18 protein-coding genes and 1 pseudogene are annotated in these 25,159 nt (G+C 69.3%); 5 read left to right on the top strand and 14 right to left on the bottom strand.

Annotated features, from left to right (window positions below):
• Nucleotides 1-96: pseudogene (locus tag AC5RUP_RS14350) on the bottom strand (PAQR family membrane homeostasis protein TrhA); the annotation flags it as partial.
• A 73-nt stretch (nt 97-169) separates the two neighbouring features.
• Between AC5RUP_RS14350 and AC5RUP_RS14355 the strand changes: the two are divergent.
• Entirely contained in the window at nt 170-3,100 is a 2,931-nt protein-coding gene (locus AC5RUP_RS14355) for an FtsK/SpoIIIE domain-containing protein (protein ID WP_494158673.1), read from the top strand.
• Here AC5RUP_RS14355 and AC5RUP_RS14360 read toward each other — a convergent pair.
• Nucleotides 3,072-3,488, bottom strand: coding sequence for a hypothetical protein (locus tag AC5RUP_RS14360; protein WP_494092511.1), 417 nt, complete (start codon nt 3,486-3,488; stop codon nt 3,072-3,074). The two genes, AC5RUP_RS14355 and AC5RUP_RS14360, sit on opposite strands and share 29 nt — an antisense overlap.
• A 275-nt stretch (nt 3,489-3,763) precedes the next feature.
• On the opposite strand from AC5RUP_RS14360, the gene AC5RUP_RS14365 reads away from it, so the two are divergent.
• Nucleotides 3,764-4,012 carry a WhiB family transcriptional regulator gene (locus tag AC5RUP_RS14365; RefSeq protein ID WP_086994524.1) on the top strand — a complete coding sequence of 83 codons (249 nt, stop codon included), beginning with the start codon at nt 3,764-3,766 and terminating at the stop codon, nt 4,010-4,012.
• Nucleotides 4,013-4,088: 76 nt separating this feature from the next.
• On the opposite strand, the gene AC5RUP_RS14370 is transcribed toward AC5RUP_RS14365, so the two are convergent.
• From AC5RUP_RS14370 to AC5RUP_RS14385, 4 genes are all read right to left on the bottom strand, one after another.
• Entirely contained in the window at nt 4,089-5,564 is a 1,476-nt protein-coding gene (locus tag AC5RUP_RS14370; RefSeq protein WP_494154310.1) for a sensor histidine kinase, read from the bottom strand.
• 1 nt (nt 5,565) lies between these two features.
• On the bottom strand, nt 5,566-10,398 hold the full coding sequence (locus AC5RUP_RS14375) for an NAD-glutamate dehydrogenase (protein ID WP_494154311.1): 4,833 nt from the start codon (nt 10,396-10,398) through the stop codon (nt 5,566-5,568).
• 78 nt (nt 10,399-10,476) lie between these two features.
• On the bottom strand, nt 10,477-11,790 hold the full coding sequence (locus tag AC5RUP_RS14380) for a CpaE/TadZ family protein (protein WP_494158674.1): 1,314 nt from the start codon (nt 11,788-11,790) through the stop codon (nt 10,477-10,479).
• Nucleotides 11,787-12,434 (bottom strand): hypothetical protein, encoded by a 648-nt coding sequence (locus AC5RUP_RS14385; RefSeq protein WP_494155192.1) that lies wholly within the window; start codon nt 12,432-12,434, stop codon nt 11,787-11,789. The genes AC5RUP_RS14380 and AC5RUP_RS14385 overlap by 4 nt, the downstream gene beginning before the upstream one ends.
• Nucleotides 12,435-12,672: 238 nt before the next feature.
• Here AC5RUP_RS14385 and AC5RUP_RS14390 point away from each other — a divergent pair, with 238 nt between their 5' ends.
• Nucleotides 12,673-12,888 (top strand): helix-turn-helix domain-containing protein, encoded by a 216-nt coding sequence (locus AC5RUP_RS14390; protein ID WP_493979122.1) that lies wholly within the window; start codon nt 12,673-12,675, stop codon nt 12,886-12,888.
• Between the two features lie 4 nt (nt 12,889-12,892).
• On the opposite strand, the gene AC5RUP_RS14395 is transcribed toward AC5RUP_RS14390, so the two are convergent.
• Entirely contained in the window at nt 12,893-13,453 is a 561-nt protein-coding gene (locus AC5RUP_RS14395; RefSeq protein WP_494158675.1) for a hypothetical protein, read from the bottom strand.
• 157 nt (nt 13,454-13,610) lie between these two features.
• Here AC5RUP_RS14395 and AC5RUP_RS14400 point away from each other — a divergent pair, with 157 nt between their 5' ends.
• Complete coding sequence (locus AC5RUP_RS14400; RefSeq protein WP_494158676.1) at nt 13,611-14,333, top strand: LysM peptidoglycan-binding domain-containing protein; 723 nt, start codon at nt 13,611-13,613, stop codon at nt 14,331-14,333.
• 94 nt (nt 14,334-14,427) lie between these two features.
• The gene (locus AC5RUP_RS14405; RefSeq protein ID WP_494158677.1) at nt 14,428-15,054 is read left to right on the top strand and encodes an Rv3235 family protein; all 627 of its coding nucleotides are present in this window, start codon (nt 14,428-14,430) and stop codon (nt 15,052-15,054) included.
• A gap of 9 nt (nt 15,055-15,063) precedes the next feature.
• Here AC5RUP_RS14405 and secA read toward each other — a convergent pair whose 3' ends face one another.
• From secA to mtrA, 7 genes are all read right to left on the bottom strand, one after another.
• Nucleotides 15,064-17,790 (bottom strand): preprotein translocase subunit SecA, encoded by a 2,727-nt coding sequence (gene secA, locus AC5RUP_RS14410; protein WP_494158678.1) that lies wholly within the window; start codon nt 17,788-17,790, stop codon nt 15,064-15,066.
• A 44-nt stretch (nt 17,791-17,834) separates the two neighbouring features.
• Complete coding sequence (locus AC5RUP_RS14415; RefSeq protein WP_494154639.1) at nt 17,835-19,085, bottom strand: winged helix-turn-helix domain-containing protein; 1,251 nt, start codon at nt 19,083-19,085, stop codon at nt 17,835-17,837.
• A gap of 29 nt (nt 19,086-19,114) precedes the next feature.
• On the bottom strand, nt 19,115-19,837 hold the full coding sequence (gene hpf / locus AC5RUP_RS14420; RefSeq protein ID WP_494154638.1) for a ribosome hibernation-promoting factor, HPF/YfiA family: 723 nt from the start codon (nt 19,835-19,837) through the stop codon (nt 19,115-19,117).
• Between the two features lie 239 nt (nt 19,838-20,076).
• The gene (locus AC5RUP_RS14425) at nt 20,077-20,928 is read right to left on the bottom strand and encodes a ComF family protein (protein ID WP_494131886.1); all 852 of its coding nucleotides are present in this window, start codon (nt 20,926-20,928) and stop codon (nt 20,077-20,079) included.
• 108 nt (nt 20,929-21,036) lie between these two features.
• Complete coding sequence (locus tag AC5RUP_RS14430; RefSeq protein WP_494131887.1) at nt 21,037-22,764, bottom strand: LpqB family beta-propeller domain-containing protein; 1,728 nt, start codon at nt 22,762-22,764, stop codon at nt 21,037-21,039.
• Nucleotides 22,745-24,439, bottom strand: coding sequence for an MtrAB system histidine kinase MtrB (mtrB, locus tag AC5RUP_RS14435; protein WP_494012514.1), 1,695 nt, complete (start codon nt 24,437-24,439; stop codon nt 22,745-22,747). The genes AC5RUP_RS14430 and mtrB overlap by 20 nt, the downstream gene beginning before the upstream one ends.
• Nucleotides 24,440-25,117, bottom strand: a complete 678-nt coding sequence (mtrA, locus tag AC5RUP_RS14440; protein ID WP_493989146.1) for an MtrAB system response regulator MtrA — start codon at nt 25,115-25,117, stop codon at nt 24,440-24,442.
• Nucleotides 25,118-25,159: the final 42 nt, after the last annotated feature.

The raw sequence follows: 25,159 nt of genomic DNA on the forward strand, positions 1-25,159 counted from the left end.
GATGTTGGTGTGGTCCAGGCGCTTGAGCACCAGTTTGACGCGGGGGCTCCAGTTGCCGCGGTGGTAGACGGCGCTGACGCCGAAGAGCAGCAGGGCCCGCCCGGCCCACGTGTGGCTGCGGCTGGGGACGGCCAGCCTGCCGGCACACATCGGTTCGGCGTCGGCGCCGGTGGTCCAGGCTCCCGCCAGGGATGTTCCGCTGTGCGTGGACCTGCTCGCCGGGTCCCCGCTGCGGATCCAGGGAACACCGTCCGGGCTGGACGGGCTGCTGCGTTCGGCCCTGCTGCAGTTGGCCGCACGGGTGGCGGAAACCGCCCTGCGCGTTGTCTGCTACGCGTTGCCGGAGTCCGTCCGCGCGTCGGCGCGGTTCCTGCCCGGCGTGGAGCTGGTGGACCGGCCCGGGCAACTGGCGGAGCGGCTCGCCGCCGGCGGCGGCAGCCTCGTGCTGCTGGTAGCCGGACGCGGCGGCGAGGCGGCCCGCGTACTGGCGGGTTCCGGACGCCCGGCCGCGCAACTCTGGTTCGGCGGTCCGGCCGACGCCGGGACCCGGATCATCGTGGCCGGACAGGCCTCCCGCCTGAGCGCAGACGGCGGAGACGTCGTGTTCTCGGCGGATCTGGTGCAGGCTCCCACGCTGGACCGTCTGGCCCGGCTGGCCGCCGGGGCCATGCCTTTCACGCCGCTGCCGGCCACCGGTTCGCTGCCGCCGCGCTGCCGCCTGCAGTCGATGCTGCCGCGGGAGCCGCTGGCCGGGCGATGGTCCCGCGGCGACCGCCGTCCCGGCCTCACCGCCCTGCCGGGTGCCGGCGCCGCCGGACCGCTGGCGCTCGACCTGGCCGTCCACGGCCCGCACCTGCTGGTCGTCGGCACCACCGGCTCCGGCAAGTCCGAACTGCTGCGGAGCCTTATCCTCTCGCTGGCGCTGACCAGGTCCCCGGCCACGGTGAATTTCCTGCTGATCGACTTCAAGGGCGGTTCCGGGCTCGGCCCGCTCGCGCGGCTGCCGCACTGCGCCGGCCTGCTCACGGACCTGACGCTGGAGGCAGTCGGCCGGTCGCTGGCCTGGCTGCAGGCGGAGGTGCGCCGCCGCGAGGGCCTGCTGGCCGGCCTCGGCATCGGGGACATCGCGGCCTGCCCGCCCGGCACGCTGCCGCGGCTCGTCGTCGTCGTAGACGAATTCCGGATGCTGGCCGAGGACGCGCCGCAGGCGCTTCCCGAGCTGATGCGCGTGGCCACCGTGGGCCGTGCCCTGGGCATCCACCTGGTGCTGGCCACGCAACGGCCGCAGGGCGCAGTCTCCTCGGACATCCGCGCGAATATCACCACCATGATCGTGCTGCGGACGCAGAACACGGCCGAGTCCCGCGACCTACTGGACTCGGCCGCGGCCGCCGACATTCCGGTGACCGCGAGGGGCAGGGCCTACCTGCGCGTCGGCACGCAGGGTGCGGTGCCCTTTCAGTCGGCCTGCAGCACCCTGCCGGCCGCCGGACACGTCCCGCTCTTCCGGACCGTGGATGAATGGCTGGCGGCAGAACCACCGGCAGCGCCGGCGTCCGAGGGCACCGGAGTGGTCGAGCAGCTGGTGGCCGAGGCTGCGGCCGCCTCCCGTGGCCTCGGCCTGCCGGAAGCCCGGCGGTTGCCGCCGGCCCTGCCTGCGAGCCTGGCCGTCGCCGACCTGGCGGTGCCCGGATTGTGCGGCCCCGCCCGGTCTCCCGGCGGCGGCGGCTGGAGCCCGGTTTCCGCCGCCGCCGCGCCCCAGGACGGGGGCAGCATCCCGATCGGCCTGCTGGACATGCCGTCCCGGCAACGGCAGGTGCCGCTGCGCTGGCAGCCGGAGCACGACGGCCACCTGGCCGTTCTCGGGGTAGGAGGCGGAGGACACCGGGAGTTTTTGCGGGTCCTGGCGTCGCAGCTCCTGGGCGGACCGGTGGAACGCCACTGCTACGTGCTGGACGGTGACGGTTCGCTGGGCTTCGCCGCGGACGCCGGCCGGACCGGCGCCTACGTCGGCCCCCAGGACAGCGAACGGGCGGCACGGGTGCTGCGCCGCCTGGCCAACGAGGTTGCCTCCCGGCTCGGCAGCCTGGCCTCGGCCGGGGGTCCGGCCGAACCGGCGGCCGCCGTTACGTTGCTCGTCCTGGTCAGCGGGTGGGGCCGCTGGCTCGGTGGCTTCCGCGCCGGCCGGCTCGGCTGGGCCGAAGACTGCCTGCAGGATCTGGCGCGCGACGGCGGGGCGACCGGGGTCGTCCTGGCCGTGACCGGAGACCGTGAACTGTCGGGCAGCCGTTTCCTGCCGCTCATGGGCAACCGGCTCTACCTGCCGACCGGGGCCGGTCCCGAAACGCTGCTGGGCTGGCCCCGGCTTCCGCCCATGGACGCCGTGCCCGGCAGGGCTCTGGTGCAGGGACGGATCGGCGGCGACGGCGGGGTCTGCCAGCTGGCCACCGATCCGGCCGGCTGCCCGCCGCCGGCCGCGGCCCGCGCCCGCCCCTTCCGGGTGGAAGCGCTGCCGCTGACGGTTTCCGCGGCCACGCTGCCGCGCGCGGCCCGCGGGTTTCCGGTGATCGGTGTGGAGGGCGACGAGCTTGAGCCCTCCACGCTGCCGCTGGCCGCCGGCGAGGTGTACCTGGTGCTGGGCCCCGATGGCAGCGGGAAGACCAACCTGATGGTCGTGCTGCAGCGGGCGCTGGAGGGACTGAGGCCCTGTGTCGCACCGCCCCACGGCAGAGACTCCGACGACTTCTGGGCCGGCCGCGCGGCCGTCGGCCGCGGCGCCGTCCTGCTGGTCGACGACGCGGAGGACCTATGCGTGCGTGCCCACGGTGCCGTCACGGCCCTGGTCGCCGCCGGCGCCTCGGCCGTGGTGGCTGCGCGCCCCGGTCCGTTGCTGCCGCAGCAGGTTCCGCTGGCCCTGCAGGCCAGGGCACGCGGGCGCGGCTTGGTCCTGGCGCCGCGGGCGGGCGCGGATGCGGACTTCTTCGGTGTGCGGCTCGACGACGGGTGGAGACCGCCGGGACGCGGCTACCGGATCGAGGCCGGCCGGGCCGTCCCGCTGCAGGTGGCGGTGGCTACAGGGCGCGGGGTGCGGAGCCCTTGACCAGGAAATCCGTCACGGGCTTGGTCAGCAGCAGGACGAAGGAGGCTGCGGCCGCCAACAACAGGACCGGGCCCAGCAGCAGCTGGCCGCCTTGGATCATGGAGATGGCCACGACGACCACGAAGATCTGCCACACCAGGGCAGCAGCGCGGGTCCAGCGGTACCCGCGGAACAGGTAATGCCCGACGACCAGCAGCCAGAGGCCGAAGACCAGCATCAGGACCAGCAGGAAGACGCTGCTGGCCAGCGAGATCGGGGTCTGGGTGGCCAGCCCGTAGGCGTACAGGGCCGCTCCGCCCAAGAGCACCAGTGCTTCCAGGACCACTGCCGCCGCGACGATTTTGATGGCGATCGGACGGACGGCAGGGAAGGATGAGGGTGCAGGCATTGACACACTCGCACCCTACCTTAGATAGTCGGATTAACGGCTCCAGATAGCCGGGCACCGGCTCCCACTTGGAGCCGAACCATATCACCCTGTGACGAATGACTCAGGTATTACGGCCGGTTAAGTCCGCATGACCTCTTGTTTACGCGGATTCAACATGAAACGCTTGATGGCGAAGCGCAGAGGGGGCCGGTCGGGCTCCCTTTTCTATGAGTCTGTTCGTGAATGTTTTCACAAAAACCACCGGACACCATTTAAAGGAGTATGTGATCAGCATGGATTGGCGTAGCCGCGCGGCATGCCTGGACAAGGACCCGGAACTGTTTTTCCCCGTGGGGAACACCGGGCCGGCACTCCTGCAGATCGAAGAGGCCAAGAGCGTCTGCCGGCGCTGCCCGGTGATTGATACGTGCCTGCAGTGGGCCATCGAGTCCGGCCAGGACGCCGGCGTGTGGGGAGGCATGAGCGAGGACGAGCGCCGGGCGCTGAAGCGCCGCGCCGCCCGGGCCCGCCGGGCCTCCTGACCCGACACCCCCAGTGTGGCGAGAGGCCGCTGCCGGATTCGGCAGCGGCCTCTCGCGTAGGCAGACCCGCCCGCGCTCAGCGGGCCCCCTTGGTATTGAGCACCAGGTCGATCCGCACACACGTTCCCCCGCCGTCGCGCGGGGTCCATTCGATCCGGCCGCCGAGTTCGCTGGTGACGAGGGTGCGGACAATCTGCAGGCCCAGGCCCTCCCGCCGCGGTTCCTCGGGCAGGCCCACGCCGTCGTCCTCGACCGAGACGGTCAGCACTTCGTCGTCGCCCCGCCGGCTCCGCCGGGCAGTCAACCGGACGGTGCCGTGCCGCCCGGCCAGCCCGTGCTCGACGGCGTTCGTGACCAGTTCATTGATCACCAGCGCCAGCGGTGTGGCGAACTCGCTGGGCAGTTCCCCGAACTCGCCGCTGCGCTCCGTGCGGACGGCCTGCGTGGGCGAGGCTACTTCCGCCGAGAGCCGGAACTGACGCCCGATCAGTTCGTCGAAGTCCACGTTCTGCGCCAAGCCCTGGGACAGAGTTTCGTGCACCAGCGCGATCGAGGCCACGCGGCGCATGGCCTGTTCCAGCCCCTGCTTTGCCTCGTCGCTGACCATCCGGCGCGACTGCATGCGCAGCAGCGCCGCGACCGTCTGGAGGTTGTTCTTCACGCGGTGGTGGATCTCCCGGATCGTGGCGTCCTTCGACACCAGCTCCATCTCCCGCCGGCGCAGCTCGGAGACGTCCCGGCACAGCACCAGGGCGCCGAAACGCTCCTGCTCGTTCCTCAGCGGTATGGCCCGCAGCGAGAGCGAGACGCCGCGGGATTCAATCTCCGTGCGCCAGGGCATGCGCCCGGTAACCACCAGCGGCAGGGTTTCGTCGACCATCCGCCGGTCCTTCAGCAGCGCCGTCGTCACCTCGGCCAGTGAGCGGCCCTCCAGGGACTCGACGTCGCCGAGGCGCCGGAAAGCCGAAACCCCGTTGGGGCTGGCGTATTCCACCACCCCGTCGGCGTCCAGCCTGATCAGGCCGTCGCCGACCCGGGGCGCGCCGCGGCGCGACCCGGTCGGCGAGGCGAAGTCCGGCCACAGTCCCAGCGTTCCCATTTTCAGGAGGTCGTAGGCGCACTGCCGGTAGGTCAGCTCCAGCCTCGACGGCATCCGGGAGCTGGACAGGTCCATGTGCGATGTCACGATGGCCAGCGTCCGGCCGTTGCGGACCATGGGCACCGCCTCGACCCGCATGGCCATCTCGGTGGTCCAGTCGGCCTCCGACGACCGTTCGATCCCCTGCGACCGGCGTGCCTGGTCCACCAGCGGCTTGAGGTCCGCACGGATCCGCTCCCCCACGAAGTCCCGGTGGAACACCGTGTGGGTGGTTGACGGGCGCACATGCGCCAGCGCCACGTAGCTCCCGTCCGGCGTCGGGAACCACAGGACCAGGTCGGCGAACGCCAGGTCGGCGATCAGCTGCCAGTCGCCGACCAGCAGGTGGAGCCACTCCGCGTCACCCGGACGAAATTCCGCGTAGTCGCGGATGGGATCGGTGAAGATCGCCAAGCTATCGCCGCACAGTCGAGCGCATCAGTCGCAGTGCCACGGACAGCGACGCCATGTCGTCCTGCTCGAGCTTGTTCACTTCCTCGAACATGTCCCGGGTGCGCTTGATGTTCTCCGCGTTGGCCCGCTCCCACTCGTCGAGCCTGGCCTCGGCCTGCTCCCCCGCCGGGGTGCTTTGCATGACCGCCACGGTGATGTCCGTGACCGTCGTGTACAGGTCGTCGCGCATGGCGGCCCGGGCGAGCGACTGCCAGCGGTCCTCCCGCGGCAGCGCCGTGATCCGCTCGAGCAGGTTGTCGACGTCGAACCGGTCGTAGACCGCGTAGTAGACGCGTGCGACGGACTCGACCGGTTCGTCGATCTGCCCGGCGATGCGGGCGACGTCGAGCAAGCCGAAGCTCTCGAACTGCTCGGCCCACTGCCGGGCGATCCCCGCCGGCAGCCCGCGTTCTTCGGCGGTTTCCAGCCATTCGTGCACGCGGTCCAGATCGTCACCGCGAAGGTACTGGGCCAGGTTGTTCCGCAACGGATCCATTTGCGGCTTGAACATCGCGACGCCGTCTGCGACCGGTGTTCCGCTGTCGACATGGTTGATGTACCAGCGCACCGCCCGGTCCAGCAGGCGGCGCATGTCCAGGTGCACCGTGCACCACAAATCCGTCGGGAAGCTGGCCGGCAAGGCGTTCAGCGCTTCCACGAGCTTGTCGAATTCGTAGATCTCGCGCAGCGCCACGAACGCCCGCGCCACGTCCGCCTCGGAGACGGACGTTTCCTCCATGACCCGGAAGGCGAAGGTGATCCCGCCCATGTTGATCATGTCGTTGGCCACGACGGTGGCGATGATTTCCCGGCGCAGCGGGTGGCCCGCCATGTCGTCGCCGAACCGCTCGACCAGCTGGTGCGGGAAATAACCGCGCAGCACACCGTCGAAGTACGGATCGTCGGCCAGGTTGCTCTCGGTCAGCGCATGGGTCAGCTCGATCTTCGCGTACGCCGCCAGCACGGCCAGCTCCGGAGAGGTCAGGCCCTGGCCGGCCGCGATCCGTTCATGCAGCTCCTCGGTGGACGGCAGCGCTTCGAGTTGCCGGTCCAGTTCGGCGTGGTTTTCCAGCCAGTCCATCAGGCGTTCGAAGCTCGGGCTCCACTCGATGATCCGCTGGCGGTCGTTGAGCAGCAGGACGTTCTGGTCGATATTGTCCTGGATGACCAGGCGTCCGACGTCCTCGGTCATCGACTGCAGCAGGTCGGCACGCTCCGCTACCGGCAGTTTCCCGGCGGCGACCATCTGGTCCACGAGGATCTTGATGTTGACCTCGTAGTCGGAGCAGTCCACGCCGGCAGAGTTGTCGATGGCATCGGTGTTGAGGATGATCCCCTTGCCGGCGGCTTCGACCCGGCCGCGCTGGGTCATCCCCAGGTTGCCGCCTTCGCCGATCACCTTGACCCGCAGGTCGGCGCCGTTGACGCGGATGGCGTCATTGCCCTTGTCGCCGACTTCGGCATTCGACTCGGTCGACGCCTTCACATAGGTGCCGATGCCGCCGTTGTACAGCAGGTCCACCGGCGCCTTCAGGATGGCCTGCAGCAGTTCGGGCGGACTCATGCTCGTGACCTGCGGATCGAGGCCGAGGACTTCCCGCACCTGCCCGGACAACGGGATCGACTTCACCGACCGCGGGTAGACCCCGCCGCCTGCGCTGATCAGTTTCTCGTCATAGTCGGCCCAAGAGGACCGGGGCAGCTCGAACAGGCGCCGGCGCTCCTGGAAGGAGGCAGCGGCGTCGGGGTCCGGGTCCAGGAAAATATGCCGGTGGTCGAAGGCCGCGACCAGCCGGATGTGCTCGGAAAGCAGCATCCCGTTCCCGAAGACGTCGCCGCTCATGTCTCCAACGCCGACGACGGTGAAGTCCTCGGTCTGGGTGTCGACGCCGAGTTCGCTGAAGTGACGCTTGACCGACTCCCACGCGCCGCGGGCGGTAATGCCCATCGCCTTGTGGTCGTAGCCGACCGAGCCCCCGGACGCGAAGGCGTCGCCGAGCCAGTGGCCGTATTCCAGCGAGATGTCGTTGGCGATGTCGGAGAAGCTTGCGGTCCCCTTGTCCGCGGCGACGACCAGGTAGGTGTCGTCGCCGTCCAGCCGGACCACCCGCTCGGGCGGCACCACGTCCTGGCCGGTTGCGGTCCGGACCAGGTTGTCGGTGATGTCCAGCAGGCCGCGGATGAAGGTGCGGTAGCTTTCCTGCCCCTCCGCCATCCAGGCCGCGCGGTCCACGGCGGGGTCGGGCAGCCGTTTGGCGAAGAAGCCGCCCTTGGCGCCGGTGGGCACGATGACCGCGTTCTTGACGGTCTGCGCCTTGACCAGTCCCAGGATCTCCGTGCGGAAGTCCTCCCGCCGGTCGGACCAGCGGAGTCCGCCGCGGGCCACGTCGCCGAAGCGAAGGTGGACGCCTTCGACCCGCGGCGAGTAGACCCAGATTTCGTATTTCGGCCGCGGGAACGGTGCACCCTCGATCCGCGACGGGCTGAGTTTGAAGCTGAAGTAGGGCTTGTCCTGGAAGTAGTTGGTGCGAAGCGTCGCGTCGATCAGGTTGGCCAGCGAGCGCAGCACCCGGTCCGCGTCCAGGGTGGGCACGGCTTCGAGTCCCGCTGCGAGCTCGGAGCGGGCGGCCTCGACCGCCGCCTCGCGGTCGCCTTCAAGGTCCGGATCGAAGCTGGCGTTGAACACCGCCAGCAGGGCGCGGGCCACCGCCGGGTTGGCCAGCAGCGTGTCGGAGACGAAGGCGTAGGAGACCAGGTTGCCCAGCTGCCGCAGGTAGCGGGTGTAGGCGCGCAGCACCGCAACCTGGCGCCAGCCGATGCCCTCGGCCAGGACCAGCCGGTCGAAGCCGTCCGACTCGCTGCGTCCGGTGACGGCAGCGCCGAAGGCTTCCTCGAGCAGGTCGCCGGTGGCGATCGGGTCGACGCCCGCCGGGTACCGGAGGCCGAAGTCGTACAGGAAGTAGTCTTCGCCGTCCGCCGTGTTGATCTCGAACGGGCGCTCGTCCAGTACCTCCAGCCCGGTGTTCTGCAGCACGGGCATGATGTTGCTCAGCGACCGGGCCTCCGGCAGGTACAGCTTCAGCCGGGCGTCGGCGGCGAGGACGTCGGCGCTGTCCTCGGGAACGTAGACGTGCAGCACCGGCGCCGCGCCGGGTTCGCCTCCCTCGTAGTTGCGGAAACGGGCGATGTCCTCGAGCGCGTCTTCCACCTCGTAGTCCACCCGGTAGCTGGGCGGGAACGCGTCCTTCCAGTTCGCCGAGAGGCGGGCAGCCTCCTCGCCGTCGAAATTGGCGCGCAGCACCTCTTCGATGCCCTCCGACCAGGACCGGGACGCCTGGGCAAGCCGGCGCTCAAGGTCGGCGGTGTCGACCTTCGGCACCGTGGAGGCACGCTTGAGCCGGATGCGGAAGAACAGCCGGGCCAGCGCGGATTCGGACATCCGCGCCTCATAGTCGATGCTCTGCGGGTCGAAGGTGTTGCGCAGCTCCTGCTCGATCCGCAGCCGGACGGCGGTCGTGTAGCGGTCGCGCGGCAGGAACACCAGGGCCGACACGAACCTGCCGTAGGCGTCGGTGCGCAGGAACAGCCGGGTCCGGCGCCGCTCCTGCAGCCGGAGGATGCCCATCGCGGTCGCGGCCAGCTCCTCGACGTCCATCTGGAACAACTCGTCCCGCGGGTACGTTTCGAGGATCGACAACAGGTCCTTGCCGGAGTGCGAATCGGCCGGGAAGCCGCTGTGCTGCAGCACCGCCGCGACCTTTTCCCGGGCAATCGGGACGCTCTTCACCGAACGGTTGTAGGCGCTGGTGGCGAAGAGGCCGATAAAGCGGCGCTCGCCGTCGACGTTGCCCTGCGCATCGAAGCTCTTCACGCCGATGTAGTCCAGGTATGCCGCGCGGTGCACCGTGGACCGCGAGTTCGCCTTGGTAATCACCAGCGCGCGTTTTTCCCGGGCGCGGGCGCGGCCCTCTTCGGTGAGGTGCTGGACCCGCTTCGTGTCGCCGATGTGGCGCATCATGCCCAGGCCGCTGTCCTCCCGGACCAGGAGCACGTCTTCCCCGTTCTGGGTGACGAGATCGTATTCGCGGTAGCCCAGGAAGGTGAAATTGCCGTCGTCGAGCCACTCAAGCAGCTCCTTGGCCTCCTGCAGGTCGGGAATCTCCTCGGCGCCCACGACCGAATCCAGCGAGGCGGCAACCTGCCGCACCTGCCGCCGCATGGCCGGCCAGTCCTCGACCGAGGCCCGGACATCCGCCAGGACGCTCTTGAGGCCGCCCGTCAGCTCGGCGGCCTTGTCCGGCTCGATCCGTCCGGTCTCCACGGCCATCCAGGATTCGATCCGCAGGACCTCGTCGCCGCCGGTCTCGAAGGATCCCAGCTGCGGCAGTGCCGCCGTGTCGCCGCTGGACACTCCGGCGGCGGCCGGCACCTGCTCAACGCCGGCGAGGTCGTGGCTGTCCCGGGCCCGGGTGGCCACAAAGGTGGGGTGCGTGATCATCCGGATGGCAATGCCGTGACGCAGCAGCTCCGCGGTGACCGAATCGACCAGGAACGGCATGTCATCGGTGACGATCATGACGACGCTGGCCTCGGCTTCGTCCCGGATGCCGATCACGGGCTGGGCCGGAGGGCGGTGAACCGCCAGCTCCCGGTGCGCCAGCGCGCGGGCGCGGAGCACATCCGGACTGTAGCTCGCGGCATCCTCCGCGGCCAGGTGCTCGTAGTATTTAGCGATGAATTCCTCATCGCCGGTAGCTGAGCTGGACAGATCCGCCATGCTGGATCCAGTCGACATGTAAAACGCCTCCGATAGGTGGGTCCCAACCGCGCCGTTGCGGTCCTTTGGCAAGCCTAACGCGGCGCGTTCAAAACTTCACTTTGGGCGGGCACGACGGCGGATTCCCCGCCTTGGCGGCGCCGGCCGGCTTCCGGCCAGCCCGGCGATTGCGTGCCGCAGCGCAGAGCCGGGCGCGGTTTCCAACAGGACCGAGCCGCCCAGCAGGGCGGCATCGGCTGCGGCGGTATCGGATGGCAGCAGGGCAGGGACCCCGGCCGCCGGCACGAACCGTTCCCAGGCCTCCCGCAGCTGTGCTTCCGGCCGGGCTCCCACGGCCGCCGCCCGGACCTTGTTGAGCACCACTTCCGCCGGGGCCGAGGGGACGGCATGCGCCAGTTCGTCCAGCCCGCGGACCAGCCGCGGCAGCCCCACCGAATCCGCGCTGCCCACGGCCAGCACCCGGTCCGCCGCCTCCAGCACGCGCAAGGTGGCGCCGTTGCGCCGGGGCGCCATCGAGTCAAAGCTCAGCTCCTCGTCGTGTTCCAGCGAGAAACCGCAATCCACGACGACGGTCTCGGCCACCGCCCGCGCCACGTCCAGCACCGCCCCGAGCGCCGACGGCCTCAGCTCGGTCCACCGGTCCACCCTGGTAATCCCGGTCAGCACCAGCATGGAGGTTCCGGCCACGGCTACCTTCAGGCAGACCCGTTCCAGGGCCTGGCTGTCCAGCACGCCCTGGTCCGCCAGGCGGCAGGCGTGGGCCAGGGCGGCAGATTCATCGAGCAGGCCAAGGAACGCGGCGACGCTGGCCCCGTAGGTATCGGCATCCATCAGCAGGGTCCGCCGACCGGCGGCGGCGTATTCGGCGGCGAGGTTGACCGCCACGGTGGTGCGTCCCGGCGCCCCCGCCGGGCCCCACACCGCGACGAGTTCACCCCTGGCCCCTGCAGGTACCGGCGGTTCAACTGCGGCGCCGTGCGGCCGCAGGGCCCGGGCAGGGTCGGCCAGCGCTGCCCGTCCCGGCGCAGCGGCTGATGCTGCCGCTCCGGCCGCCGTCAGCGAGCCCAGCTGCGCGACGGACTCGGCCACCAGTGCTGCCAGGGCCACGGGTTCGACGGTTTCGGCACCCGTGCGGATGCCGAGCGCTTCGAGCCGGAGGCGTTCCCCGCCGTCGTCGGTCAACGCCACCACGGACACCTCGGCGCTGTGCAGCCGCTCCAGCACGCTGCCGTCGAGCTCCCTCGTCCGGCCCGCCACGATGGCCGCCCGGGCCAGCCCGGACTGCGCCGCCGCCAGCAACTCCGCGAGGTCGGTGCAGCGCCGGACCACCGTGACGGGTCCATGGAGCCGTTCCAGGCCCGTCACGAAGTCGGCGGCCGCCGTCCCCAGCGTGACGACCGGCAGGCTCATGGGGTGCCGGCCGGGTTGAGTACCACGTTGATGCGTGCCCCGTTGGCGAGGGCATGCAGAAGCGCCGGCATGGTGTCATCCCCCACCAGGACGTGCAGCCGTTCCGCTCCGGACGCGCCGAAAGCTGTGGTGGCGCGCGTCAACTGCGACACCTCGGCCGCCTCGAGCAGCCTCTCCGGCTGCTCGAAACCGTTCCGTCCGTCCGGCAGCGACACCCAGACATCGACCCGGGAACCGGGACCGGCCTCCTCGGGCAACGGGCTCTCGATATTCAGGCCGATCGGCTTCCGGTCCAAGTCGTCGCTGACACCCAGCACGGAAGCCGGCAGCAGTTCCCCGCCCCGGACCAGCGCGGTGGCGACGGCACCTGCCGGCAGCCCCGTTGCCGCCGGCAGGTAGAGGCCCCCCGCCTCGCCCAGCCGGACGTCGACGACGACCACGTCCGCGGCCGAGATCGGTTGCCCCACCGCGATGTCCGACCTGGCCGCCAGGACGCCGGTGGTCTTATCCGCGCTGTTGACCAGCGCGGCCACTCCGGCCACCGAAGCCGCCACCAGCAGCAGTCCCACCAGCAACCGGGGATCTTTCCAGGACGGGCGTTTCAACCGCTGTGCCACGGTCTTTTCTGCGATGGCAGCGCTCACGGATCTTCCTCCCCTTAATTCCCGCGCCCCGGAAGGACAGCCACGCTGCGCTCCGAGAGCCGGCCCCGAGGCCGCGGGTGGCACCATTCTGGCCGCGGTCCACAGGAAAAGGGAACCGCTGCGGCCGCCCGGACCCGATCTGGGGAAAACTTTTCGGAACAAACGGGGCCAGTCGGATCAAACGGCATCAAACGGTGCCATAATGGCTGAAACCGCCCCCGTTCCAAAGGATCTGCCCATGCCACGGTTCCTCACCCTGTCCGATGTGGCGGAGGAGTTGCAGATCTCCTCGTCGCAGACGTACGCCCTGGTTCGCAGCGGCGAACTTCCCGCCATCCAGATCGGCGGCCGGGGCCAATGGCGCGTCGAGCAGGTAATGCTCGACCAGTACATCCAGGACAAGTACGCCCAGACGCGGCGGCTGATCGAAGAGGCCAAGTCGACCACGGAATGAGCATCTAGTCCGGGCTGCGCGACACGAGGGCCGCAATGGCCGCGAAGGGCACCGTGTAGACCGACCGGACATTTGCCGCGCGCCTGTCCTCGCCCGACGGCACGGCCGCGACGTCGAAGGAGTCCGCCCCGACCCTGTCGACCACGCCCTCGGCCGCCGGCATGCCCGGGCTGCCCGACAGGTATACGGCGACCGGTGCTCGGTCGCGGCCCAGGGCCCGAAGGGCGGAACCGAGCCCGAGCCGACGCGCCCCGGTCGGGTCGGCGACCGCATGCCGGCCCATTCCTTCGAGCAGTTGGACAGCGGCCAACGGCACGAGCACGCTCCGCACTCCCTCGTTGAGCACCAACCAGGTTGATCCGACATGGGCCAGCGTCCCCTCGAACCTGAGGCCTGCGCCCAGACGGACGCGCAGACTGCTGCCCAGCTGCCCCCGAAGCCGGTCGGCCAGACCCACCGCGGCCAGCTCGATCCGGGCGCGCTCGTTCACCTCCGCTTCCAGCTCCAACCTGTCCGCGGCGTGTAGCTGGGTCTCCAAATCGGCAAACAGGGCGTCCCAACGCATGGCGCCAGCCTAGGAACCTGCACCAAATCCCGTCAATCGAAAACCGACTGTTTACAACAAGCCTTGGACGCTGCCACTATGGGAGATCAAACAGAAGCAAATCGAAGCAAAAAGCACCAAACGATATCAAAGCAGGCCCCGACCGGAGGCACTTCCCATGCTCAGAACCACCGCCGATCTGGCAACCGCAGGGCTGGTGACGGGTTGTGCCGCCGTGCTGATGCTCGCCGGGAGGGAACTGGCCACCGGCGCCGCGTGGCCTCCGCAGGACTACCAGGACCTGCTGGCGCTCCTGTCGATCGGAGCCGGCGCGGCCGTGCTCTGTTGGTTGCTCCTGGGCATGGCGGCAGCGGCGGCCTGCGCGGTGCTGGCCAAGACCGGCCACCGTCGCCTGGCGGCCCGATCGGCCGCGTGGAGTCCCGCATTCATGCGGCGCCTGGCGGGCGCGGTCGTCGGCCTCAATCTGGTGGTGATCGCAGGTGCGCATGCGGCGGCCGCATCGCGGATGGTCGAACCTGCGGCCGGGACCGGCACGTCCAGCGCCGCCGTGGTGGATCCTCGGTGGCAGCCGGACGGCTTGGCCGGACCAGCACATCCTCCGGTGGACCCGTCGTGGAGGCCCGGTCCCCCGGCCGCGGCCCCGGGCGCCGTCGCCAAGCCGCCGACCAGGGACACTCCCGACAAACCCCGCCTGGTTACCGTCACCGCCGGCGATTCCCTGTGGCGGCTCGCGGCCGCCGAGCTGGGCCCGCTGGCGACCGACGCGGAAATCGCCGAGCGGTGGCCGGAATGGTATGCCGCCAACAGGACCCTCATCGGCCGCGACCCCTCGCTAATCCAACCCGGGCAAACGCTCGTCGTACCTCCGCCCGGATGGTGAAGCTTTCCGCAAGCGGCGGAGAGACGCACACAGGCGCCGCGCTGTGGGGCGCGGCCGGAAGCCAAGGCAGTACCAGTGGAAGGAAGGGCAGGACATGGACAACGTTCGACACCTCCCGGCCGCGCAGGCGCCGGGGAAAGAAGCCGGGGCGGGCGCGCGTGTGGACGCGCTGGCACCAGCGAGCGGGGCGCCCCGGCCCCTGACGGTACGGCGGGTCAAACCGGCGGGGCCGGACGGCTACTTTGCGCCCGTCATCCGGTTGCAGCCCAAGCGACCGGAGGACACCCGCGGGGCGGCCGGAGCCGCCGCTGTGTCCCGGCCCGTTCCGCTGCCGGTGGGCGGGGATCCCGAGGCGGAGGCCGAACTGCTCCACGTCACGGCGATGGCCCGCTCCGTGGCGCAGGCCTGCCTGGAGGCCGTCTCCGGCACGCGGCCGGTCCAACAGCTCGCCCGCTGGCTGGACCCCGCCAGCTTCGAAAAGCTGGTGCACCGGGCGGACATCGCCAGGGCGCACCGGGCGCAACTGCGTTCCGATGGCCGCGCCGCCCCGCTGCGGCTGCACCGCAGCGCCGTGGTCCACTCCTCCCGGGTGTGCCGTGCCGCCGACAGCGCCTATGAAGCGTCGCTGGTGGTGGCCGAGACGCGCCGGATACGCGCGGTGGCGCTGCGGCTGGAGTGGATCCGCGGACTGTGGAAGGTCACGGCCCTGGAGATCGGCTGAACCCCGAAACTACTTCCGGCGCTTGCCGCTCTTGGCGGGGCGCTTGTCCCTGGCGGGCGCTGCCGCCTTGGCCGGGGCCTGGCGTTCGACCCGTGTCTCGGCTTCCCCGGATGCACTGGGCGCCGTGAACTGCAGGGCCGCCGGCCGCTGCGGGGCTTCCAGCCCGGCCGCAGTGATCTGCGGCGCCGCCGCCGCCCGGGCGTCCGCGACCCCGGGGACCGTCGCCTCGGCCGGCTGCTGCACCTGGACCTCGAGGTTGAAGAGATAGCCGATGCTCTCTTCGCGGATGGACTCCATCATGGCCTGGAACATCACGAATCCCTCGCGCTGGTATTCGACCAGCGGATCGCGTTGGGCCATGGCCCGCAGTCCGATGCCCTCCTTGAGGTAATCCATCTCGTAGAGGTGTTCCTGCCACTTCCTGCCGATCACCGAGAGCACCACGCGCCGCTCCAGTTCGCGCATGGTCTCGGAGCCGAGTGTCTGCTCACGCTGCGCGTAGGCGACCTTGGCATCGGAGACAATTTCTGCGCGCAGGAAATCTGCCGTGACCCTCGAACGCCCGCCGGCTTCCTCCAGCACCTCGTCGATCGTCAGTTCGATGGGGTAGAGCTGCTTGAGGTTGGTCCACAGCTGCTCGTAGTCCCAGTCGTCGCCATGGCCCTCCATGGTGGCTTCGTTGACCATCGCCGTCACCACGTCCTCGAGGAAGAACGCGACCTTCTCGTGCAGGTCGTCGCCTTCCAGGATGCGCCGCCGGTCATTGTAGATTGCCTCGCGCTGCCGGTTGAGCACGTCGTCGTACTTCAGCACGTTCTTGCGCTGCTCGGCGTTCCGGCCTTCGACCTGTGCCTGGGCGTTCTGGATGGCCTTGGAAACCATCTTGGACTCCAACGCCACGTCGTCGGGCATGCGGGAGGAGTTCATGATCCGTTCGGCCGCGCCCGAGTTGAACAGCCGCATCAGGTCATCGGTGAGGGAGAGGTAGAAGCGGGATTCGCCCGGGTCGCCCTGGCGGCCGGAACGGCCGCGGAGCTGGTTGTCGATGCGGCGTGATTCATGCCGTTCGGTACCCAGCACGTAGAGCCCGCCGAGCTCCTTGACCTCGTCGTGCTCGGCCTGCACGGCTTTCTGCGCCGCTGCCAGGGCCGCGGGCCAGGCGGCCTCGTAGTCTTCCGGGTTCTCGGCGGGGTCGAGGCCGCGGCGTTCCAACTCGGCCACGGCGTTGAATTCGGCGTTGCCGCCGAGCATGATGTCGGTACCGCGGCCGGCCATGTTGGTGGCCACCGTGACGGCACCCTTGCGGCCGGCCTGCGCGACGATGGCCGCTTCCCGGGCGTGATTCTTTGCGTTAAGCACTTCGTGCCGGATGCCCTGTTTCGCCAACTGCTTGGACAGGTACTCGCTCTTCTCCACGCTGGTGGTGCCCACCAGGACCGGCTGGCCCTTTTCGTGGCGCTCGGCGATGTCCTTCACGACGGCGTCGAATTTGGCGACTTCGTTCTTGTAGATCAGGTCCGACTGGTCGATGCGGGCCATCGGCTTGTTCGTCGGGATCGGAACCACGCCGAGCTTGTAGGTGCTCATGAACTCGGCCGCCTCGGTTTCGGCGGTGCCGGTCATGCCCGAGAGCTTGCCGTAGAGGCGGAAGTAGTTCTGCAGGGTCACCGTGGCCAGCGTCTGGTTCTCGGCCTTGATCTCGACGCCCTCTTTGGCCTCGATCGCCTGGTGCATGCCTTCGTTGTAGCGCCGGCCGGCCAGGATGCGGCCGGTGTGCTCGTCGACGATGAGCACCTCGCCCTTGAGCACCACGTAGTCCTTGTCCCGCTTGAACAACTCCTTGGCCTTGATGGCGTTGTTCAGGAACCCGATCAGCGGCGTATTCGCCGATTCATACAGGTTGTCGATGCCGAGGTAGTCCTCGACTTTTTCGATGCCGGACTCCAGCACGCCGACGGTCCGCTTCTTCTCGTCGACTTCGTAGTCTTCGGTGTCCTTCAGCCGCATCACGACGCGCGCAAATTCGGTGTACCAGCGGTTCACGTCGCCGGAGGCCTGGCCGGAAATGATCAGCGGGGTGCGGGCCTCGTCGATCAGGATGGAGTCGACTTCGTCCACGATCGCGAAGTGGTGTCCGCGCTGGACCAGTTCGTCACGGCTCCAGGCCATGTTGTCGCGCAGGTAGTCGAAGCCAAATTCGTTGTTCGTGCCGTAGGTGATGTCCGCCGCGTACTGCTCGCGGCGGGTCGCCGGGTTCTGGTTGGAGAGGATGCAGCCGCTGGTCAGGCCCAGGAAGCGGTAAACACGGCCCATCAGGTCGGACTGGTATTCGGCCAGGTAGTCGTTGACCGTCACCACGTGGACGCCCTTGCCGGTGAGCGCGTTCAGGTAGGCCGGCGCGGTGGCCACCAGCGTCTTGCCTTCACCGGTCTTCATCTCCGCGATGTTGCCCATGTGCAGGGCTGCGCCGCCCATCAGCTGGACGTCGAAGTGGCGCAGGCCGAGCGTGCGGCTGGCGGCTTCGCGGACGGCGGCGAAGGCTTCCGGGAGCAGGTCGTCGAGCAGCTCGCCGTCCTGGTAGCGCTGCTTCAACGTGTCGGTTTCCCCGCGCAACTCGGCATCCGTGAGGGACTTGAAGTCCTCTTCCAGGACGTTGATCGCATCGGCGTAGCCGCGCAGCCTCTTCAGCGTCTTCTTGTCGCCGGTACGAAGCACACGCTCGAGAATCGTTGGCACTACATAGCTCCCAGTCAGTTGCGCAGAAATCTGGCTTGTTCAGTCTACGTGAGAGACGAGTCCGGCAGCGTTTTGGTTCCCGGCGGCCGTTTCGCGCTCTCACGGGCCAGGGCGGGGGCCAAATCGCCCCTCTCCTGAACCACGACGGCGTCCAGCGCCAGCCATTCGGCCATGCCGGCCAGCTCCGCTGCCAGCTCCGCCGCGGTTCCGGGCGGGGCGTCGTCTTCGGCGTGCGCAGCCCGGACCACGAGCCTGCCCGAGGCCCGGTCCGCCTTCAAGTCCACGCGGGCGCACAGCCGGTCCCCCAGCAGGAACGGCAGGACGTAGTAGCCGTAGGTCCGCTTCGGCGCCGGCGTATAGATTTCGATCCGGTAGCGAAAGCCGAACAGCCGCTCCACCCGCTGGCGTTCGAACACCAAGGAATCGAAGGGGCTCAGGAGTGCCCTGCCGGTGGCGCGGCGCGGCCGGGCTGCCTCGGCGTGCAGGTACACGTCGCCCCTCCAGCCGTCCACCTGCACCACTTCCAACTTTCCGGCCGCCTCCAGCGTCCGCACCGCGACGGCGGCCGCCCGCACGGGCACCCGGAAGTAGTCGGCGAAGCACTTGACGGTCCCGATGCCGTGGGCCAGCGCCGCGGCCTCGATCAGCCTCAGCATCGCCTGTTCCGGATCGGGCCGGTACTGTGCGTCGTGCGGGGCGGGCAGCACCCGCTCGGTCAGGGTGTAGAGCCGTTCGAACTGGGGAGTCCGCGCGGCGGCGCTGACCAGCCCCTGTTCGAAGAGGTCCTCCAGCACCCGCTTGACCGCGTTCCAGTTCCAGCCCCAGTCGGTCTTCGGCTGGTGCGCGTCATGGCCGATCCGGTCGGCGACCGCCCGGGCGGTCAGGCCGCGCGAGGAGGAAAGGGTGTCCAGGATCTTGGCGGTCAGGTCCCGGACGAGGACCGGGTCCATGCCGGCCGCGCCGACCCACCGGCGACGCTGCCACTGGCGGAGATCGGCGAAATCCTGCGGCTTGATATAGCTGGCCTCGTGCGCCCAGTACTCCATCATGCGGCGCGGCGCTTTTCCCGCGAACCGGTGGAGGATGTCGACGTCGTAGCCGCCGAGCCTGGAGAAGAACGGCAGGTAATGTGCGCGCACCAGCACGTTCACGGAGTCAATCTGCAGCAGCCGCAGCCGGTCAAAGGTCCGGCCCACCTGCCTTGCCGTGACAAGGCCGGTGGGCCGTTCCTGAACCAATCCCTGCGCCGCCAGCGCGATGCGGCGGGCCTGGGCCGGAGTGATGCGGGCTGTCATGCCTTCATACTAGGCAAGCCGCGGCGCTGTCAGGCCTTGGCGCCCGCCGACGCGCGGTAGGCCAGCACCTCTTCACGCGCCTTGGCTTCTTCGGCGCTGCAATCGGCGTCGAGGGTGATCACGCCGTACGTCCAGCCACGACGGCGGTAGACGACACTGGGTGCGTTCGTCGCCTTGTCGATGAACAGGTAGAAGTCGTGTCCCACCAGTTCCATGTTGTCCACGGCATCGTCGAGGGTCATGGCCGCGGCCGGGAAGACCTTGCGGCGGATCAGCACCGGTGAGTCTCCGGCGGGAAGATCGTTGTCGATGTCGTAGCCGGTCCGGTCCTCGGCCTGGTCCTGGGCAGTTGCCGCAGCCAGCGTCGCTTCGTGCAGCGGCATGTCCGAGCTGGCCGGTTCCAGCGTGGCGGTGGCCTGGTGGACGGCGGTCGGGGTGTGACGGCCGTGGTGGACCTTGCGGCGGTCCCGGGCGCGGCGCAGGCGCTCCAAAAGCTTGTTATAGGCAATGTCGAAAGCTGCAAACTTGTCCGCGGCCTTGGCCTCGGCGCGGACCACGCTGCCCCGTCCGAGCACGGTGAGCTCGACGGTCATCGAGCTTTCGGCATTGCGGGCATTGGCCTCTTTGGTGACTTTGGCATCAAGCCGCTGGACCTTGTCGCCCAACTGCTCGATCTTGGAGATCTTCTCCTCAGCGTACTCGCGGAACCGATCCGAAACGGACAGGTTGCGGCCGTTGATGTTGAATTCCATGGTGCCCTCCATAATTGCCTAGATGACACAACAGCGACCGAAAGAGAAACTCCTTTCAGCCGCTGAAGACGGGTTGCCTCCCTCGCGGGAGCCCATACTTCACGTTAGATCACGGACACCTTTTATTCACCCTTTACTCACGAATATCTACAACATTTACCGGCGATGTCCGAGGGCACCCCGACGGCCGGTACACCCGGGACTGCATAATCGTTACACCCCGCGTCATTACTCGGCGCTCACGAGGGCCGCCGCGCGGCCTGACCGCCCGCATCTCCGGCGGCGGGCCCGGCCGGAGCCGAGGCGGCTGCCAGCACCGCTCCGCCCAGCGGATGTCCGCCGGCGGCACGCACCGCGCGGGCCAGCTCACCCATCGTGGCCCCGGTGGTGAGCACGTCGTCCACCAGGAGGCAGCACCTCCCGGCGATCAGGGGTGCGTACCCCGGCGGCACCGCCATGCTGCCGGCAACGTTCCGTTGCCGGGCCGACCGGCCCAGCGCCTTCTGCCCGCCCCGGGACCCCGGCCGCTGCAGGCGCCGCACCGGGTCCACCTGGCGGACGGCGGGCAGCAACTGCAGGCCGGCCGGCAGCAGGCCTTGCCGGGCCAGGCGGGACAGCAGCAGTTGAAGCGGATCGTAGCCGCGGCGCCGGCGGGAGCTGCCGCGCGAGGGAACCGGGACCAGCACGGCCGCGGCGGGCCGGCCGGCACGTGCCGCGGCCGCGTCCAGGGCGCCGGCCAGCACGACGGCCAGCACCGGCGCCAGCTCGGTCCGGCCGTGGTTCTTAAAGGCCAGCACGGTCTGGGAGAGTTCACGCCGGTAGGGTCCCCCGGCGGTCACCGGCAGCGGGCGGCCGGCCTCGTCCAGCGGCAAGGAGTCGGCGTCCTGCTCCACGGCCACCGGGCGCACCGTCGAGCGGCGCAGGCGCCGCCTGCAGGCAGCACACAGGACGTAATCCGGCGCACCGCAGGCCACGCAGTCGGTCGGCAGCAGCAGCCGGCCGAACTGCCCGGACCAGATCCGCAGCGCCTGGGCGGCCCGGCTGAAATACAGCCTGTCCAGCCGGGTGCCCACGCCTGCCGTCGCCTTCACCACCGGGTCCCCGCCATGCCTTCAGTCTGGCCGCGCCCTGCCCGGCCGGCGTGGTCCGGGCACCGGTTGTGGTGTCTTGCGGTGCTGCGGGCGGCTGTGGAGGCGGGGCTATCCGGGGAAGGACGGATCGATGACCAGCGGGGAGTTGCGCTGCGGAGCCCAGCTGTTGCCGACGCGGATGTAGAGCATCTCGTTGGTCTGGGCGTACACGTCCTGGCTGCCGTTGCCGGCGCTGATCTCCACCATCCCCTGCAGGGGCGCGGTCCGCAGGGTGCTGCCGTCCAGGTTCAGCACCTCCGCGGTCACCGCTTCGTCGGGCGAGGCCTGCATGACGACGACGGTATCTTCGTCGGCCCAGACGCCGGAGTCCACCGGGACCGAGGGGCTCAACCGCTTGGGCGTGGTGATGCCCCGGGGCCGGCCGTCCTGGTCCCGGACGACGCCGGCCACATAGACCGAGGTGCTCTCGCCTTCGCGGGTGGTGATGAGCGCCCTGGATCCTTCACGCGAGATCTGCAGCTCGGTCACGGTCCGCTCCGTGAGCCATTGGGCGCTGACCGCCACCGATTCGTCCGGCTCCTCGATGGAAACCGCGGAGACTTTCCCGCTGCCGTCACCGGCCGCCGCCCAGGCCCAGCCGAAGGGATCGACGCTGGGTCCGGTGAGGTTGCTTCCGGATGCCGCCTCCACCGCGCGGCGGTCCTCGCCGATCACGAACATCCGGTTGCGCTCGGCGGTCAGGAAGGCAAAGCGTTCCTGGTCCAGCGACATCGCCGGTTCGCGCGGGCGCAGCCGGCTGACGGACGGCAGGTCCTCCGGCTTGACCGGCCGCGATCCTTCGTAGAACACCAGTTCCTCGTCCAAAACCCCGATCTGCACATTGCCGACCGCGGGGTCGGTCACCGCGGCCTGGAACTGGGGATCGGGGGAATTGCCCAGGTCCACTTCCCGCTGGTCCACGGTCATCTGTACGGTGGAGACGGTATTGAGCTCCCCCAGCGTCAGTTCCAGCTGCTGTTGCATCTGCTGCCGGCGCAGGAACGTGGTGCCCGTCAGGACTTCGGCCGACAGGTCCACGCTGGCAGCCCCCGATTCGATCGGTACGGCCCGCCGCACCAGCTGCGAGCCTTCCGGGAAGGCACTGATCACGGCGCCGGCCAGGTACGGTGCGGGCCCCTCCAGCATGGCAGCCACGATGGCCGCGGAGATGCCCTGCCGGTTGGCGAACCAGCGCACGTCCGGCACGGCATACGTGTACGTCGGGTCGTAGTAGTACAGGTTGAACGGGGAGAACAAGGTGCGGAAGTCCACCGTGGAGACCATGGTCCCGTCCGGAACGCTGGAGATTCGCCATTCGCCGTCCACCTGAGCCAGTTCCACCGGCAGCGATTCGGTGGCCCCTTCCTCGGCCTGGGTCCGGACGCCCGACTCGTTGATCGTGGCATCGACCTCCACCTGGAGCACGAATTCGGTTTCGGACGGCGATCCGACAATCCTCACGACGTTCCGGTACACCAGCGTCCGCTGCACCGGCTGCCATTCGCCGGCCAGGTCCGGGGCGAGGAATTCGCGCGCAATCCGGTAATCGTCCTGCGTGGCTGTGCCCGCCTGGATAAAGCCGGCGACGATCTGCTGCGGGGAGTCCCCCGGCGACGGCCCCGGCGGGTTAAAGGTGTAGCCGGTTCCCCCGGTTTCGCCCGAATCGGCCTGGACCGTGCCCACCGGCCCCGACATCGGGATGGAGGAACAGGAGGCCAGCGCCAGCATGACACAGAGCATGACGACGACGGCGCGCAGCCGGGAGAGGCGGGCAGGCTCAGCTGGGATCCGGAACACCGTTTTCCTCCTGCTGTTCGAGGAGCACATTCTCGGCCACCAGCTGGCCGTGCCATGCGGAGGCGCCGGCCGGTGGCAGCGGCAGCGGCGAATGGGTGAGCGTGCCGCCGCTGTGCCGCGGCAGTGTGAGCCGGAAGCAGGCACCATTGCCCGGCTCGCCCCACGCCTGCAGCCAGCCGCCATGGAGGCGGGCATCCTCGGTGGAAATCGACAGCCCCAGGCCGCTGCCGCCGGTGGTCCGCGCCCGGGCCGGGTCGGCGCGCCAGAAGCGGTCGAACACCCTGGAGGCTTCCATGGGCGTCATCCCGATGCCGTAGTCACGCACCGAGACGGCCACGGCGTCCTCGGTTGCCCCGACCGTGACCTCCACCGGTTTGCCTTCGCCGTGTTCCAGCGCGTTGACAATCAGGTTGCGCAGGATGCGTTCGATCCTGCGCCGGTCCATGTCCGCGATGCAGCGCGGCTCGTGGGCAATCAGCCGCAGCTCCGACCCGCTGTTCTCCGCAAGCGGCTGGGCGGCGTCGAGCGCGGTGCGGGCGATCTCCACCAAGTCGGTCGGCTCCGCGTCCAGTGCGGCAGCACCGGCGTCGAAACGGGAGATCTCCAAGAGGTCGGCGAGCAGCGCCTGGAAACGCTCCACCTGGTTGTACAGCAGTTCCGTGGAGCGGGCGTTGATTGGATCGAAGTCCCCGCGCGATTCGTACAGCACCTCCGCGGCCATGCGGACCGTGGTCAGCGGCGTCCGCAGTTCGTGCGACACGTCGGACACGAACCGCTGCTGCATTTCGGACAGCGCGGCCAGCTGCGTGATCTGCTCCTGCAGGCTGTTCGCCATGTGGTTGAAGGAGGCCCCCAGCCGGGCGAGTTCGTCCTCGCCCCGGACTTCCAGCCGCTCCTGCAGTTGTCCTGCCGCCAGCTTCTCCGAGGCGATCGCCGCCTGGCTGACCGGGTGCACGACGGCGCGGGTCAGCAGCCAGACGATGCCGCCGACCAGGATCAGCAGCAGCCCGCCGCCGATCCAGAGCACCCGGTGAATGAAGTCCAGGGTCTGCTGGACCGAGGAGAGGTCGTAGATCAGGTACAGCGCATACGAATTGCCCGGCGGCAACGACACCTTGGTGCCGAATCCGATGGCGGGGACATCGCTGTCGCCCACGGGCAGCGCGAGCGCCTGGCGGTACTGCCCGGTGCCGGTGGCGACTTCCCGGGCCAGCCCCTCCGGGATGATGTTGGCGGTGATGGAGGTGTTCGACTGGCTGAACACGTAGAGGTTCTGGCCGCCCGGCAGCGGCGTCAGCAGGTAGTAGCGCGGCGCTTCGGCGCCGGTACCCTCCAGCAGTTTCAGCGTGTCCGCCACCATGCTGGAGACGGTCGCCCGGTCGCTGGCGGAGGAGCTCTCGAAGATTGTCTTGACCTGGGACAGCCCGCGCCGGGACTCGGCCTCCGCCTGGTTCACCCGCTCCTGATAGAGCCCGGAGGCGATCTGGCTGGAGAGGAACGCACCCACGCCCATGAAGGCGAAGGCGGTGAGCAGGACGGCGGCGGTCACCGTGCGGAACTGCAGCGACCGCCGCCATTTCCGGTTCAGGAACTCGCGGGCCCGCAGCGTGGCATGCCAAGCGGCCTCAGCTGCCGCCTTCAGCTTGGCTGTCCACCGGCTGAGAACCGGCTCCACTTACCCTTGGCCGGCCTTGTAACCGACGCCGCGCACCGTGAGCACCACTTCGGGGGCCTCCGGATCGCGTTCGATCTTGGAGCGCAGCCGCTGGACATGCACGTTGACCAGGCGGGTGTCTGCGGCGTGGCGGTAGCCCCAGACCTGCTCCAGCAGCAATTCGCGGGTGAAGACCTGCCAGGGTTTCCGGGCCAGGGCCACCAGCAGGTCGAATTCCAGCGGGGTGAGCGAGATCTTCTCGTCCCCGCGGTGGACCACATGCCCGGCAACATCGATCACCACGTCGGCGATCCGCAGGGTCTCGGGCGCCCGCTGGTCGCCCGGACGCAGGCGCGCGCGCACCCGGGCCACGAGTTCTGCCGGCTTGAACGGCTTGGGCACGTAGTCGTCGGCACCGGATTCCAGGCCCCGGACCACGTCGGAGGTGTCCGACTTGGCCGTCAGCATGACAATGGGAACGTCCGATTCGCCACGGATCTGGCGGCAGACCTCAATGCCGTCCAGCCCCGGGAGCATCAGGTCGAGCAGCACCAGGTCCGGCTTGCTGCTGCGGAAAACCTCGAGGGCCTGGGCGCCGTCCGCGCAGAACACGGGATCGAAGCCATCGTTGCGCAGCACGATGCCGATCATCTCGGCCAGGGCCTCGTCGTCGTCTACGACCAGAATGCGTGCCTTCATATCTCCCTATTGTTCCCTATTCCCCTCATCCCTGACGTCACG

The organism is Arthrobacter sp. Y3223151 (assembly GCF_059091125.1).